Raw genomic sequence first — 13624 nt, forward strand, 5'->3', positions numbered from 1 at the left:
GGGGTGACCCGACCAGCGCCCGGTCCCGACCAGCCGCCGATCCCGGTCCGCCTGGTCACCTTCAACACCCACCACGGGGTGGGCGACGACCGCCGGCACGACCTGCCGCGGCTGGCCACGGTGCTGGCCGCAGCCGACGCCGACGTCATCTGCCTGCAGGAGGTCGACAGCCACTTCGGCGAGCGCAGCGAGGACGTCGACCAGGCGGTGCTGCTGTCCCGGGCGCTGGACATGCAGCTGGCGTGGGGCCCGGCCATCGACCAGCCGGGCCGCGTCGGGAAGCCGCGCCGCCAGTACGGCAACGCGCTGCTGTCGCGGCTGCCGATCCTCGTCAGCGACGTCCACCCGCTGCCCGGCGGCGGCGAGCCGCGCAGCGCGTTGCGCACCCTCGTCGAGCTCGACGGCGGCGCGCTGTGGGTCACCACCACGCACCTGTCCACCCGGTCGGCGGACGAGCGGGCGGAGCAGGCGGCACTGCTGCGGGACCTGCACACCGAGCCCATGGCCACCGGCGTGGTCGTGGGCGACTTCAACGCCGGCCCCGACGCCCCGGAGCTGGCGCCGCTGCGGGAGTCCTTCGCCGACGCGTGGACGCTGGCCACCGAGCGCGACGACCAGGCCCGCTGGCGGTTCTGGCAGCGCCAGGAGGGGCTCACCCACCCCGCGCGCTCGCCGCACGTGCGGATCGACCAGGTCTGGGTGACGCCGGGCATCGCGGTGGCCGGCGCCCGGGTCCTCGACGGCGGCGGCGCCTCCGACCACCTGCCCCTCGCCGTCGACCTGCTCGTCCCGTCGGGGGTGTGAGGTCGGGCACCTCCGCGGAGGTGCCCGACCTCAGACCGGGTCGGGCTCGCGCAGGCGCTGGCTGATGACGCCGGTGATGCCGTCGCCGCGCATGCTGACGCCGTAGAGCGCGTCGGCGATCTCCATCGTCCGCTTCTGGTGGGTGATGACGATCAGCTGCGAGGTCGCCCGCAGCTGCCCGACCAGGGTGAGCAGCCGGCCGAGGTTGACGTCGTCGAGGGCGGCCTCCACCTCGTCGAGCACGTAGAACGGGGAGGGCCGGGCGCGGAAGATCGCCACCAGCAGGGCGACGGCGGTCAGCGAGCGCTCGCCGCCGGACAGCAGCGACAGCCGCTTGACCTTCTTGCCGGGCGGGCGCGCCTCGATCTCCACGCCGGTGGTGAGCATGTCCTCGGGGTCGGTGAGCAGCAGCCGGCCCTGCCCGCCCGGGAAGAGCGTGGCGAACACCCCCTCGAACTCCCGCGCCACGTCGGCGAAGGCGGCGGCGAAGACGTCGTGGATCCGCCCGTCGACCTCCCGGACGACGGTGAGCAGGTCGCGCCGGGTGGCCCGGAGGTCCTCGAGCTGGGTGGCGAGGAAGGTGTGCCGCTCCTCCAGCGCCGCGAACTCCTCCAGCGCCAGCGGGTTGACCTTGCCCAGCGTGGTCAGGTCGCGCTCGGCCTGGGCGGCCCGCCGCTCCTGGACGGCGCGGTCGTAGGGCACCGGCGCGGGCTCGGGCTCCCCCGCGGTCTCGGCGGCGACGACCTGCGCCCGCGTCGGCGGGACGGGCGCGGCCGGGCCGTACTCGGCGACCAGCGTGGGCAGGTCCACACCGAACTCCTCGGCGGCCCGCTCCTCCAGCGCCTCGATGCGCAGGCGCTGCTCGGCGCGGGCCACCTCGTCGCGGTGCACCTCGTCGGTGAGCCGCTCGAGCTCGGCCGTCGCGGCGCGGACGCGGGTGCGCACCTCGAGCAGCTCGGCCTCGCGGGCGGTGCGCTGCCGGGCGAGCTCGTCGCGCTCGGCGGCCGCGCGGGCGAGCGACCCGGCCAGCGCGGTCAGCGCCTCCTCGGCACCGGCGCGCACGCGGGCGGCGACCTCGGCGCCGCGGCGGCGGGCCAGCGCGGCGGCTGCGGCGCGCTCACGGGCGGCCCGCTCCTGGCGGGCCTGGCGGCGCAGCGCCTCGGCGCGGCCGGAGAGCGCGCGGGCCCGCTCCTCGGCGGTGCGCACGGCCAGCCGCGCCTCGGTCTCGACCTGCCGGGCGGCGGCCACCTCCAGCCGGAGACGATCGCGCTGCTCGGGAGAGGGTTCCTGCTCGACCGGCGCCGCCTCGGCCGCGGCGAGGCGCACCTCCCGCTCGCCCAGCGCGGCCGCCGACTCCTCCAGCGACCGCTCGGCCCGCCGCAGCGCGGCCGCCGACCGCTCGGCCTCCGCGTCGGCCGAACGCGCGGCGGCACCGAGCTCGGCGAGCTCGGCGGCCAGCTTAGAGCGGCTGCGGTCGGCGGCCTGCCGGGCGGCGAGCGCGGCGTCGACGTCGGCGGAGCGGGCGCGGGCGGTCTCCCGCGCGGCGGCCAGCCGGTCGGCCAGCTCGGCGGCGCGCGCGGCGGCGGCGGCGTGCTCGCGCTCGGCCTCGTCGACCCGCGCGCGGACCTCCAGGTTCGACGGCGCCGCGGCGGCCCCGCCGGAGGCCCGGTCGGCGCCCAGGACGTCGCCGTCGGCGGTGACCGCCCGGACGGAGGGGTGCGCGCTCACCAGCGCGGCGGCGGCACCGAGGGTCGGGACGACGGCGACGCGGTCCAGGGCCCGCGCCAGCGCCGGCCGCAGCTCCGCGGGCGCCTCGACCAGGTCGACCGCCCAGCGCACGCCCTCGGGCAGGGCCGGCCACCCCTCGCGCGGGAGCGGCTCCGGGCCGCCGGTGACCAGCAGCCCGGCACGGCCGCCCCCGACGTCGCGCAGGTGCGCCAGTGCGTCGGCGGCCGCGGTGACCCCGGCGACGGCGAGCGCCTCGGCCAGCCCGCCCAGTGCCGCCGCCAGCGGCACCGCGGCGCCGGGCGCGACGGTGATCCGCTCGGCGACCGGCCCGAGGACGCCGGCCAGCGCGCCCGACGCGCCCGCGGACAGCACCGCGGCGGCACCGTCGGCGGGCGCCAGGCCCTGCGCGAGGGTGTCGCGGCGGGCGGCCCACGAGGCGCGGTCGCGCTCGGCGGCGCGCTCGGCGTCGGCCAGGTCGGTGACGTCGCGGGCGGCGGCGGTCCGCGCGGCGACGGCGTCGGAGTGCGCGGTGACCAGCGCGACGTCCTCGTCGTCGGCGTCGGCGGCCCCGGCGCGACGATCGTCGAGCCGGGCCCGTGCGGCCTCGGCGCGCGCCGCGGCCTCGGCGGCGGCCTGCGCCAGCCGCTCGACCTCGGCCTGCCCGGCGGCGGCGCGCGAGCGGCCGGCGGCGACCTCGCCGGAGAGCCGGGCCAGCCGCTCGCGGCGGTCGGCCAGGGCGCGGGTGGCGGCCACCCAGGCGCGCTCCTCGGCGGTCAGGGCCTCGTCCAGCTCGGCCCGCGCCGCGACGGCGGAGGTCAACCGGCCGCGCTCGGCCGCCAGCCCGGCGGCGAGCTCGGCCTCGGTGGCCGCGACCCGGTCGGCCTCGGCCTCGAGCTGCTCGGGGTCGCGGCCGCCGGTGCCCGCCGGGACGGCCGCGGACAGGTGGCGGTGCCGCTCGGCGGCCAGCTGCGCGACGCCGCGGAACCGCTCGGTCAGCGCGGAGAGCCGGTACCAGGTGTCCTGCGCCGCCCCCAGCCGCGGCGCGCCGGCAGCCAGCGCCGCGTCCAGCGCGCGCTCCCGGCGGGACACCTCCCCCAGCTCGGCCTCGACGACGGCGCGCCGGGCACGGGCGGCGGTCTCGTCGGCGACGTCCTTGTCCAGCGCCTCGCGCAGGCCCACGAGGTCGTCGGCGAGCAGGCGGAGCCGGGCGTCGCGGAGGTCGGCCTGCACGCCGGCGGCGCGGCGGGCGACCTCGGCCTGCCGGCCCAGCGGCTTGAGCTGGCGGCGCAGTTCCGCGGTCAGGTCGGCCAGCCGGTCGAGGTTGGCCTGCATCCCGTCGAGCTTGCGGAGCGCCTTCTCCTTGCGCTTGCGGTGCTTGAGGACGCCGGCGGCCTCCTCGACGAAGGCACGGCGGTCCTCGGGGCGGCCGGAGAGGACGGCGTCGAGCTGGCCCTGGCCGACGATGACGTGCATCTCGCGGCCGATGCCGGCGTCGCTCAGCAGCTCCTGGACGTCGAGCAGCCGGACCTTGTCGCCGTTGATCTCGTACTCGCTCTCGCCGGAGCGGTACATCCGGCGGGTCACCGAGACCTCGGTGTAGTCGATCGGCAGTGCGCCGTCGGCGTTGTCGATGGTGAGCGTCACCTCGGCCCGGCCCAGCGCCGGGCGGCCGGCCGTGCCGGCGAAGATGACGTCCTCCATCTTGCCGCCGCGCAGGCTCTTGGCGCCCTGCTCGCCCAGGACCCAGGCGATGGCGTCGACGACGTTGGACTTGCCCGAGCCGTTCGGGCCGACGACGGCGGTGATGCCGGGCTCGAGGCGCAGCGTCGTGGGGGACGCGAAGGACTTGAAGCCCTTGAGCGTCAGGCTCGAGAGGTGCACTGGAAGGACCCCGTCCCTCTCACCCTTCGCAGGCTCGGGGTGAGCCTCCGGACGGGGCCAGAGGCGTTACGCCAGCGCGGGCTCGGCGTTGTCGCCGGCGAGGCTGAGCAGCTCGTGCGCGATGGCGGCGTCCCGCTGGGCCCGCAGCTCGGTCAGCTCCTGCTCCAGGCGGCGCACCTTGGCCCGCAGCACCGCGTTCTCCTCGAGTACGCGGAGCTCCGCACCGGACACGACGGAACCGAACAGGGCCTTGGCCATGGCGAAACGGCCTCTCACAGCTCGTGGGGGTTGCCCGGCGCCCCGGGAAGTCGGTCGGCGCGGGCTCGGTACCACCAGGGTGACAGCCCCGGACACGCAGGTCAACGCCAAGGACGCAGTCCTCCCGTGTCGGGCGGATGTCGTCTTCGTCACCCCGTGGTGAACCCGCGACCCCCGCTGACCGGGCGCTCCTCGCGCACCACGCCGGTGACCGCGCCGGGTGCGCGCGGCCCCTCGAGCGCAGCGAGGACGGCGCGCACGTCGTCGGCCGGCCCCTCCAGCTCCACCTCGACGCGGCCGTCGGGCAGGTTGCGCGCCCAGCCCGACAGACCGGCGGCGTCGGCCAGGCCGCGGACGAACCAGCGGTAACCGACACCCTGCACGTGACCGGAGACCAGCGCGTGCACCCGCACGGCGTCGCTCACGAGCGGCGCGCTCTCGGACGCGGCTGGCACTGCGGGCAGCTGTAGCTCGACCGGTTCATGAACGACTCCCGCACGATCGGCGTACCGCAGCGCGGACAGGGCCGGTCCACCTGGCCGTAGACGGCCAGGAAGCGGGAGAAGTAGCCGCTCTGCCCGTTGACGTCGACGTAGAGCGAGTCGAACGACGTCCCGCCCTGTGCCAGCGCCTCGCCGAGCACGCTGCGCACGCCGTCGAGCAGGTCGGCGACCTGCGCGCGGGTGAGCCGGTCGGTGGGGCGGGTGCCGTGCAGCCGGGCGCGCCACAGCGCCTCGTCGGCGTAGATGTTGCCGACGCCGCCCACGAGCGTCTGGTCCAGGAGGGCGCGCTTGACCTCCGTGCGCCGGCGGCGCAGCGCCGCGCTGAAGCCGGACTCGTCGAAGGAGGGGTCGAGCGGGTCGATCGCGATGTGCGCCACCCGCGGCGGGACGCCGTCGCCGTCCGGCGCGTCCTCCACGGCCAGCCCGCCGAAGGTGCGCTGGTCGACGAAGCGCAGCTCGCGGCCGCCGTCGGTGAAGGTGAGCCGGGCGCGCAGGTGCGTCTCGTCGGGCTGGGAGGGCTTCTCCACCAGCAGCTGGCCGCTCATGCCCAGGTGGGCCACCAGCGCCCGCCCCGAGCCGGTGCCGTCGGGCTCGGCCAGCGGCAGCCACAGGTACTTGCCGCGGCGGTGGGCGGCGGTGAGGGTGCGGCCGGTCAGCGCGGCTCCGAAGTGCTCGGTCCCCTCGAGGTGGCGGCGGACGGCGCGGGGGTGGTGCACCTCGACGGAGGCGACGGTGCGCCCGGCGACCCAGCGCGCCAGGCCCCGCCGCACCACCTCGACCTCGGGCAGCTCGGGCACGGGTCAGGCCCCGCCGTCGTCGGCGGTCTCCCGCCCGTTCGACAAGGCGCGCCAGGCGGCCTCGGCGGCCTCCTGCTCGGCGGCCTTCTTGGTGCGCCCGGTCCCCCGGCCGCGGACGACGTCGGCCAGCGACACCGCCGCGGTGAACACCTTGGCGTGCGGCGGGCCCTCGTCGGCGACGGCGTAGACCGGTGCGCCCAGGCCGCGGGCGGCGCCGAGCTCCTGGAGGCTGGTCTTCCAGTCCAGGCCCGCGCCGCGGGTGGCGGCGTCGGCCAGCAGCGGGTCGAACAGGCGGTGCACCAGCCCGCTGGTGACCTCCAGCCCCAGGCCCAGGTGCAGCGCGCCGATCAGCGCCTCGAGCGCGTCGGCGAGGATGGAGTCCTTCTCGCGGCCGCCGGTGGTCTCCTCGCCGCGGCCGAGCAGCAGGTGCGGGCCCAGGCCGCCGGCGCCCAGCCGGCGGGCGACGCCGGCCAGCGAGGTCATGTTGACCACCGACGCGCGCAGCTTGGCCAGTCGGCCCTCGGGCAGGCCGGGCTGGCTGCGGTAGAGCTCGTCGGTGACGACGAGGCCGAGCACCGAGTCGCCGAGGAACTCCAGGCGCTCGTTGGTGGGCAGTCCGCCGTGCTCGTAGGCGTAGGAGCGGTGCGTCAGCGCCAACGCCAGCAGGCCGCCGGGCAGCTCGACACCGAGGGCGTCGAGCAGCCAGGCGGCCGCGCGGTCGGCGTGCGCCTGCCCCGCCGGCGAGCCGCCGTCGGGGACGGCTGCCGTGCGGGGAGCGGCGCTGCCCACGAGAGGCGGGTCAGACCGAGAGGACCTGGCGGCCGGCGTGCTGGCCGCAGTTCGGGCAGGCCTGGTGCGGCGGCTTGAGCTGACCGCAGGCACGGTTGGGGCAGGGGGTGAGCGTGGGGGCGCTCGCCTTCCACTGCGACCGGCGGGCGCGGGTGTTGGCGCGGGACATCTTCCGCTTCGGGACGGCCACGGTCAGTTCTCCTCAGGGTCGTCCGGACGGTCGGTGACCGCTCCGGTGGTGAGACGGCCGGCGAGGCCGGCCCAGCGGGGGTCGACCAGCTCGTGGGAGTGGTCGGCCGGGAGGTCGTCGAGGCGCTGGCCGCAGCCCGAGCACAGGCCCGCGCAGTCCTCGGTGCAGGTGGGCGAGAGCGGGAGGGCCAGGACGACGGCGTCGCGGACCATCGGCTCGAGGTCGATCCGCTCGCCCTCGACGAGGCGGACCTCGTCCTCCTCGCTCGTGGCCTCCGTCGTGCTGCCGGGGTAGGCGTAGAGCTCCTGGACGTCGAGCTCGAGCGTGTCCTCGACCGGGTCCAGGCAGCGGGCGCACTGGCCCTCCACCGGCACCTCGACGTCGCCGGAGACCAGCACACCCTCCATCACCGACTCCAGCCGCAGCCGCAGGTGCACCGGGGCGCCGTCGGGCACGCCGATCAGCTCGAGCCGCCAGCCCGCGGGTGCCGGGATGGTGCGGTCGAGCTCCTGCATCGAGCCGGCGCGGCGGCCGAGCTCGCGCAGCTCGACGGCCCAGGGGTTGGCGGTGGGACGCCGGGCGTCGGTGGACGCGGCGCCTGGGCGGTGCGGTGCGGCAGGCATGTCGGTACTCGCGGGTCGCAGGTGGGAGGGGATCCGGCCGGGGAGGTCACCGGTGGACCAGCAACCGAGACTACCCGATCCCGCGGTGGCGCCGTCCGACGCCGGTGACGGACGGGAACGGCCCCTCCGCAGGGGCCCGGGCCGAGCTCGCGAGGCCTGGGGCGGAGGGGTCCTCCCTCAGGAGTCGCGGAGGGTGGAGCGGGCCTTCTCCACCGAGCGCAGCATCCGCTCGAGGGTCGCGCCGAAGTCCGCCAGCCGGGTGTCGACGTACTCGTCGACCTCGGCGCGCATCCGGTCCACCTCGGCCACGGTCTGCGCGCCCAGCTCGTCGGAGCGGTGGACCGCGCCGCGGTAGACCTCGGTCTCGCTGACCAGCCGCTCGTGCTCGGCCTCCGCCGCGGCCAGCAGCTCCGCCTGCTGGGCCTGCGCGTCGGCGAGCAGCGCCTCGTGGTGGGCGCGCGCCTCGGCGAGCAGCCGGTCGGCCTCCGCCTCGGCCCGGGCCAGCAGGTCGTCGGCCTCGGCCTGGGCCTGGGCGAGCACCTCGTCGCGCTGGCGGCGGGCGGTGCCGAGGACCTCCTCGCGCTGCCGGCGGGCGGCGGCCACGAGCCGGTCGGCCTCGTCGCGGGTGCGGCCGGTGAGCTGCTCGGCCTCGGCCTGGGCCTGCTCGAGGATCTCGGTGCGCTGCTCGACGATCGCGCCGGCGGCGTGCACCTCGTCGGGGAGGTTCTCGCGGAGGTCGTCGAGCAGGTCCAGCAGCTGGTCGCGCGGCACCATGCACGAGCCCGACATGGGCACGCCGCGGGCACTCTCGATGACCCGGCTCAGCTCGTCGACGACCTCGTAGAGCCGGTAGACGACCTCCGTCACGAGGTCTCCCGCTTGGCCAGCAGCCGGTCGAGCACGCCCTTCGGCACCAGCCGGGACACGTCCCCGCCGAAGGTGGCGATCTGCTTGACCAGGCTCGAGGAGAGGTGGCCCACCTGCGGGGCGGTGGGCACGAACAGCGTCTCGATCCCGGCCAGCTCGCGGTTCATCTGCGCCATCTGCAGCTCGTACTCGAAGTCGCTGACGGCGCGCAGGCCCTTGACCACCACCGGCAGGTCGTGGCTCCGGCAGTAGTCGACCAGCAGGCCGGTGAAGCTGTCGACGACGACGTTGGGCAGGTCGGCCACCGCCTCGCGCAGCAGTTCCATCCGCTCGTCGACGGTGAACAGGCCGGCCTTGCCGGGGTTGACCAGCACGGCCACCACCAGCTCGTCGTAGAGCGCGGCGGCCCGGGTGATCACGTCGACGTGTCCGTTGGTCACGGGGTCGAACGACCCGGGGCAGACCGCTCGCCTCACGGGAGCCGACCGTACCGGAGCAGCGCCTCGCCGTAGCGGCGGTCGCGGATCGGCTCGAGGGGTGTCGGCCACTCCCCCGGCGTCTCCCGGGCGGGCCGCTCGACCACGACCACGGCGCCCGGGGCCAGCCACCGCCCCGTGACCAGCGCCCGCAGCACGTCGTCGACCTCGGCGGCGGGCGTGGCGTACGGCGGGTCGGCGAGCACCAGGTCGAAGCGGGCCGGCGGCGGACCGGACAGGACGCCGCGCACCGGGCCGGCCACCACCCGGGCGCCGGGCAGACCGACGGCGGCGACGTTGGCGCGCAGCACCGGCAGCACCCGGGGGCCGTCCTCCACCAGCACCACCTGCGCCGCGCCGCGGGACAGCGCCTCCAGGCCGAGCGCGCCGGAGCCGGCGTAGAGGTCGAGCACGGCGGCGCCCTCGAGGTCGAGCAGCGTGCCGAGGCTGTTGAACAGCCCCTCGCGGGCGCGGTCGCCGGTGGGCCGCACGCCGCTGGGCGGCACCTTGAGCCGCCGTCCCCCGGCCGCGCCGGAGATCAGGCGCGTCATGCCTTCTCGAGGTAGGTCGCGCGCTCGTCGGTGGCCAGCGCCGCGACCTCGGCGGCCAGGCCGGGGTGGTCGGCCAGGCCGCGGTCGGTGGCCAGCAGCGCGGCGGCCTCGAGCCGGGCGGCGGCGATGAGCTCCTCGTCCTCCAGCAGCGACAGCAGCTTGACGTTCGAGCGCCGGCCCGACTGCGCGGCGCCGAGGACGTCGCCCTCCCGCCGCGTCTCGAGGTCCACCCGGGCCAGCTCGAAGCCGTCGGAGGTCGAGGCGACCGCGGTCAGCCGCTGCCCGGTGGCCGAGGCGAGCGAGAGCTCGGTCACCAGCAGGCACAGTCCCTGGTGCCTGCCGCGGGCGACGCGGCCGCGCAGCTGGTGCAGCTGGCTGACGCCGAACCGGTCGGCGTCCAGGACGACCATGACCGTGGCGTTGGGCACGTCGACGCCGACCTCGACGACGGTGGTGGCCACCAGGACGTCGACCTCGCGGGCGGCGAACGCGCGCATCGTCGCCTCCTTGGCCTCGGGCGTCATCCGGCCGTGCAGCACCGCCAGCCGCAGCCCCGCCAGCGGGCCCTCGTGCAGCGCCTCGGCGACGTCGAGCACGGCCAGCGGCGGGCGCCGGTCGCCGCCGCCGGCCTCCTCGGGGGCGCCGTCGGCGTCGTCGGGGGCGTCGGTCTCGGCGCTGCCGGTGTCGTCGTCGCCGATGCGCGGGCAGACGACGTAGGCCTGCCGGCCGGCGGCGACCTCCTCGCGCAGCCGCTCCCAGGCCCGGTCCAGCCAGGCCGGCTTGTCGCTGGCCGGGACGACGGAGCTGGCCACCCCGCCCCGGCCGCTGGGCAGCTGGCGCAGCACCGAGGTCTCCAGGTCGCCGTAGACGGTCATGGCGACCGTGCGCGGGATCGGCGTGGCGGTCATGACCAGCACGTGCGGCGGCCGGTCGCCCTTGGCGCGCAGGGCGTCGCGCTGCTCGACGCCGAAGCGGTGCTGCTCGTCGACGACGACCAGGCCCAGGTCGGCGAAGTCGACGCCCTCCTGCAGCAGCGCGTGGGTGCCGACGACGATGCCGGCGCTGCCGTCGGCGACCGCGGCGCGGGCCTCGCGGCGGGCGGCGGCCTTGAGCGAGCCGGTGAGCAGCACCACCCGCGTGCCCGCCGGGTCGCCGTCGAGCTCCCCGGCGCGGGCGAGCGGGCCGAGCATCGCGGCGATGCTGCGGGCGTGCTGGGCGGCCAGCACCTCGGTGGGCGCCAGCAGCGCGGCCTGCCCGCCGGCGTCGACCACCTGCGCCATCGCCCGCAGCGCCACCACGGTCTTGCCGGAGCCGACCTCGCCCTGCAGCAGCCGGTGCATCGGGGAGTCGCGGGAGAGCTCGGCGGCCAGCTCCTCCCCCACCGCGCGCTGGCCCTCGGTGAGCTCGAACGGCAGTGCGGCGTCGACGGCGTCGAGCAGGCCGCCGCCGCGGGGCGGCCGGGCGGTGCCGGGCTCGAGCGCGGCGGCGCGGCGCCGGGCGGCGAGCACCAGCTGCAGGGTGAGCGCCTCGTCCCACTTGAGCCGCTCGGCGGCGCGGTCGACGTCGTCCTGCGAGGTCGGGCGGTGGACGTCGAGCAGCGCGGCCGGGAGGCTGGGCAGCCCGTGCCGGGCGCGCAGCTCCTCGGGCAGCGGGTCCTCGACGAAGCCGAAGCCGCCCGAGGCGTCGAGCAGCAGCCGCACCGACTTCTGCACCACCCAGCTGGAGACGTCCTTGGTGGCCGGGTAGATCGGGATGAGGGCGCGGGCCCAGTCCTCGTCGTCGTCGCCGGTGATCAGGTGGAAGTCGGGGTGGGCGAACTGCTTGGCGCGGCGGTACTCGCCGACGGTCCCCGCGAACAGCCCCCAGGCACCCTCGCGCAGGTTGCCGTGCCTGCGGTTGAAGAAGACCAGCTGCATCTCCCCGGCGCCGTCGCCCACGGTGACCTCGGTCAGCGAGCCGGGGCGGTTGCGCATCCTGCGGGTGGTGACCCGGCGGACCTGGGCCAGGACGGTGACGCGGTCGCCGACCTGGAGGTCGTCGAGCCGGGTCATCTCGCCACGGCGGGCGTAGCGGCGCGGGTAGTGGCGCAGCAGGTCGCGGACGGTGTGCAGCTCCAGCGACTCGGCCATCGCCTTGGCCGTCTTCGCGCCGAGCACCCGCGACAGCGGGGTCTCGAGGGTCACCGCCACGTCACTCGACCCCCGCCTGCAGCGGGACCGTGCCCCCCGCGTCGTAGCGGACCACCTCGACCGTCGGGTGCGCCCGCGCCAGGTGCGCGCACAGGGCGTCACCGAGCGCGGGGTCCGGGCCGACCAGCAGGGTGGCCATCTCCCCGCCGGCCGACAGCAGCCGGTCGAGCAGGTCGCGGGCGACGGCGGCGAGGTCGGCTCCCACCACGACGACGTCGCCCTCGGCCGAGCCCAGGACGTCGCCGGCGCGGCACGGGCCGGCACTGGTGAGCGCGTCCTGCCCGGCGACGGTGACCTCGGCCCACCGGGTCGCGGCGGCGGCCTCGGCCATGCCGATGACGTCGTCGCCGAAGCGCAGGGCGGGGTCGGCCACGGCGACCGCGGCCAGTCCCTGCACCGGGGCGCGGGTGGGGACGACCGCGACCTCGCGGCCGGCCTCCCGGGCGCGGGTCGCGGCCCGGGCGGCGACGGGGGTGAGCGCGGCGTCGTTGGGCAGCACGACCACGTCGGTGGCGGTCGAGGCGAGGACCGCGGCGAGCACGTCGTCCTCCCCGATCCCCCCGGGCCCGCCCGTCACCACGTGCACGCCCTCGCCGGTGAACAGCTCCGCCGGGCCGTCGCCGGGGACCAGGGCGACCACCGCGCGGCGGCCGGGCACGGGCGCGGCGGGGAGCACCGGTGCGAGCGGGGTCACCGCGATCCGGTACGGCCGGCCCGCCTCGATGCCGGCCTCGATCGCCGCGCCGACCTCGCTGGTGTGCACGTGCACGTTCCACTCGCGGCCGGTGGGGGTGTCGACGCCGACGACGACCAGGCTGTCGCCAAGCACGGCCAGCCGGGACTGCAGGCGGGCCACGCCGGCCTCGTCGGCGCCGGCGAGCAGGTACTGCACCTCGCTGCCGGGACCGGGCGGGGGCTGGTGCGGGGCGTGCGCCGGATCGCGGCGGCGTGGGGCGCCGGTGAGCAGCGGCAGGTGGGCGGGCTCGACCCCGGTGACGGTGGCGACCAGCGCGTCGAGGACCAGGCACAGCCCCGCGCCGCCGGCGTCGACGACCCCGGCGTCGCGAAGCACGTCGAGCTGGCCGGGCGTGGCCGCCAGCGCGGCGCGGGCGCCGTCGGCGGCGGCGGCGACCACGTCGGCGAGTCCGGCCCGGCCGGCCGCGACGGCCGCCCCCGCGGTCTCGGCCCCGGCGCGGGCCACGGTGAGGAAGGTGCCCTCCTCGGGGTCGGCGACCGCGCCGTAGGCGGTGTCGGCGGCCTTCTGCAGCGCGGCGGCGAGGGCCGGTCCGTCGGCGGGCTCCTGACCGGCGAGGTTGTCGGCCAGGCCGCGCAGCAGCTGGGCGAGGATCGTGCCGCTGTTGCCGCGGGCGCCGAGGACCGCGCCGCGGGCGAGCGCCGTCCAGGCGGGCTCCGCGCCGGCCGCGTCCAGGGCCGCGAGTGCCGCCTCGGCCGTGAGCACCAGGTTGGTGCCGGTGTCGCCGTCGGGCACCGGGAAGACGTTGAGTTCGTCGAGCTGCTCGCGGCCCGCGGACAGCGCCGCGACCGCGGCCCGGCACCACTGTCCGACCGCGGCGTCGTCGAGCGCCTGCAGCACGGCCGGAGGGTACCTGCGGGCACCGACTCCCCCGGTCGCGTCGCCCCGGCCGGCGCCCGCGCCCGGCCGCGGCGACGCCCCGCGCGGCGAGCGGTTAGACTGGCCGACGGTCTTGCGGTCGCCGTCCGTGCGCCGCCGTTTGCTGACGATCTTCTGGGAGTGATCCACCGTGGCTGCCGTGTGCGATGTCTGTGGCAAGGGGCCCGGTTTCGGTATGTCGGTGTCGCACTCGCACCGCCGCACGCCGCGCCGTTGGAACCCGAACATCCAGTCGGTGCGGGCGCTGGTCGCGCCCGGCAACCGCCGCCGCATCAACGCCTGTACCTCGTGCATCCGCGCGGGCAAGGTCGTCCGCGCATAGCTGAAGGACCCTC

Annotated in this window: 14 protein-coding genes; 2 read left to right on the plus strand and 12 right to left on the minus strand. The window is 77.3% G+C overall.

Annotated features, from left to right (window positions below; all coding sequences use genetic code 11):
• Positions 1-3 precede the first annotated feature (3 nt).
• A complete protein-coding gene (locus BMZ33_RS03895) occupies positions 4-804 on the plus strand; it encodes an endonuclease/exonuclease/phosphatase family protein (protein ID WP_091108107.1) in 801 nt (266 codons plus the stop codon).
• Between the two features lie 30 nt (positions 805-834).
• Here BMZ33_RS03895 and smc read toward each other — a convergent pair whose 3' ends face one another.
• The 12 genes from smc to BMZ33_RS03955 form a co-directional block, all read right to left on the minus strand.
• Positions 835-4413, minus strand: coding sequence for a chromosome segregation protein SMC (gene smc, locus BMZ33_RS03900; RefSeq protein ID WP_091108109.1), 3579 nt, complete (start codon positions 4411-4413; stop codon positions 835-837).
• 66 nt (positions 4414-4479) lie between these two features.
• Positions 4480-4671: a hypothetical protein gene (locus BMZ33_RS03905; protein WP_091108111.1), complete on the minus strand. Its 192-nt coding sequence runs from the start codon at positions 4669-4671 to the stop codon at positions 4480-4482.
• 149 nt (positions 4672-4820) lie between these two features.
• Positions 4821-5096, minus strand: coding sequence for an acylphosphatase (locus BMZ33_RS03910; protein ID WP_169063856.1), 276 nt, complete (start codon positions 5094-5096; stop codon positions 4821-4823).
• Positions 5093-5971 carry a bifunctional DNA-formamidopyrimidine glycosylase/DNA-(apurinic or apyrimidinic site) lyase gene (gene mutM / locus BMZ33_RS03915; RefSeq protein WP_091108115.1) on the minus strand — a complete coding sequence of 293 codons (879 nt, stop codon included), beginning with the start codon at positions 5969-5971 and terminating at the stop codon, positions 5093-5095. The genes BMZ33_RS03910 and mutM overlap by 4 nt, the downstream gene beginning before the upstream one ends.
• A 3-nt stretch (positions 5972-5974) precedes the next feature.
• Positions 5975-6760, minus strand: coding sequence for a ribonuclease III (rnc, locus tag BMZ33_RS03920; RefSeq protein WP_091108117.1), 786 nt, complete (start codon positions 6758-6760; stop codon positions 5975-5977).
• A gap of 10 nt (positions 6761-6770) precedes the next feature.
• On the minus strand, positions 6771-6950 hold the full coding sequence (rpmF, locus tag BMZ33_RS03925; protein ID WP_075014296.1) for a 50S ribosomal protein L32: 180 nt from the start codon (positions 6948-6950) through the stop codon (positions 6771-6773).
• Positions 6951-6952: 2 nt separating this feature from the next.
• The gene (locus BMZ33_RS03930) at positions 6953-7573 is read right to left on the minus strand and encodes a YceD family protein (protein WP_091108119.1); all 621 of its coding nucleotides are present in this window, start codon (positions 7571-7573) and stop codon (positions 6953-6955) included.
• Between the two features lie 177 nt (positions 7574-7750).
• Positions 7751-8440 carry an SPFH domain-containing protein gene (locus BMZ33_RS03935; protein ID WP_091108121.1) on the minus strand — a complete coding sequence of 230 codons (690 nt, stop codon included), beginning with the start codon at positions 8438-8440 and terminating at the stop codon, positions 7751-7753.
• Positions 8437-8916 (minus strand): pantetheine-phosphate adenylyltransferase, encoded by a 480-nt coding sequence (coaD, locus tag BMZ33_RS03940; RefSeq protein ID WP_091108123.1) that lies wholly within the window; start codon positions 8914-8916, stop codon positions 8437-8439. The genes BMZ33_RS03935 and coaD overlap by 4 nt, the downstream gene beginning before the upstream one ends.
• The gene (gene rsmD / locus BMZ33_RS03945; protein WP_091108125.1) at positions 8913-9467 is read right to left on the minus strand and encodes a 16S rRNA (guanine(966)-N(2))-methyltransferase RsmD; all 555 of its coding nucleotides are present in this window, start codon (positions 9465-9467) and stop codon (positions 8913-8915) included. The genes coaD and rsmD overlap by 4 nt, the downstream gene beginning before the upstream one ends.
• Positions 9464-11650, minus strand: a complete 2187-nt coding sequence (recG, locus tag BMZ33_RS03950) for an ATP-dependent DNA helicase RecG (RefSeq protein ID WP_169063857.1) — start codon at positions 11648-11650, stop codon at positions 9464-9466. Before recG ends, rsmD begins: the two co-directional genes overlap by 4 nt.
• A gap of 7 nt (positions 11651-11657) precedes the next feature.
• Complete coding sequence (locus BMZ33_RS03955) at positions 11658-13250, minus strand: DAK2 domain-containing protein (protein ID WP_169063858.1); 1593 nt, start codon at positions 13248-13250, stop codon at positions 11658-11660.
• Positions 13251-13428: 178 nt separating this feature from the next.
• Here BMZ33_RS03955 and rpmB point away from each other — a divergent pair, with 178 nt between their 5' ends.
• Entirely contained in the window at positions 13429-13611 is a 183-nt protein-coding gene (gene rpmB / locus BMZ33_RS03960; RefSeq protein WP_425283681.1) for a 50S ribosomal protein L28, read from the plus strand.
• The last annotated feature ends 13 nt before the right edge of the window (positions 13612-13624 follow it).

This window comes from Geodermatophilus dictyosporus, from assembly GCF_900115505.1.
GTDB lineage: Bacteria > Actinomycetota > Actinomycetes > Mycobacteriales > Geodermatophilaceae > Geodermatophilus > Geodermatophilus dictyosporus.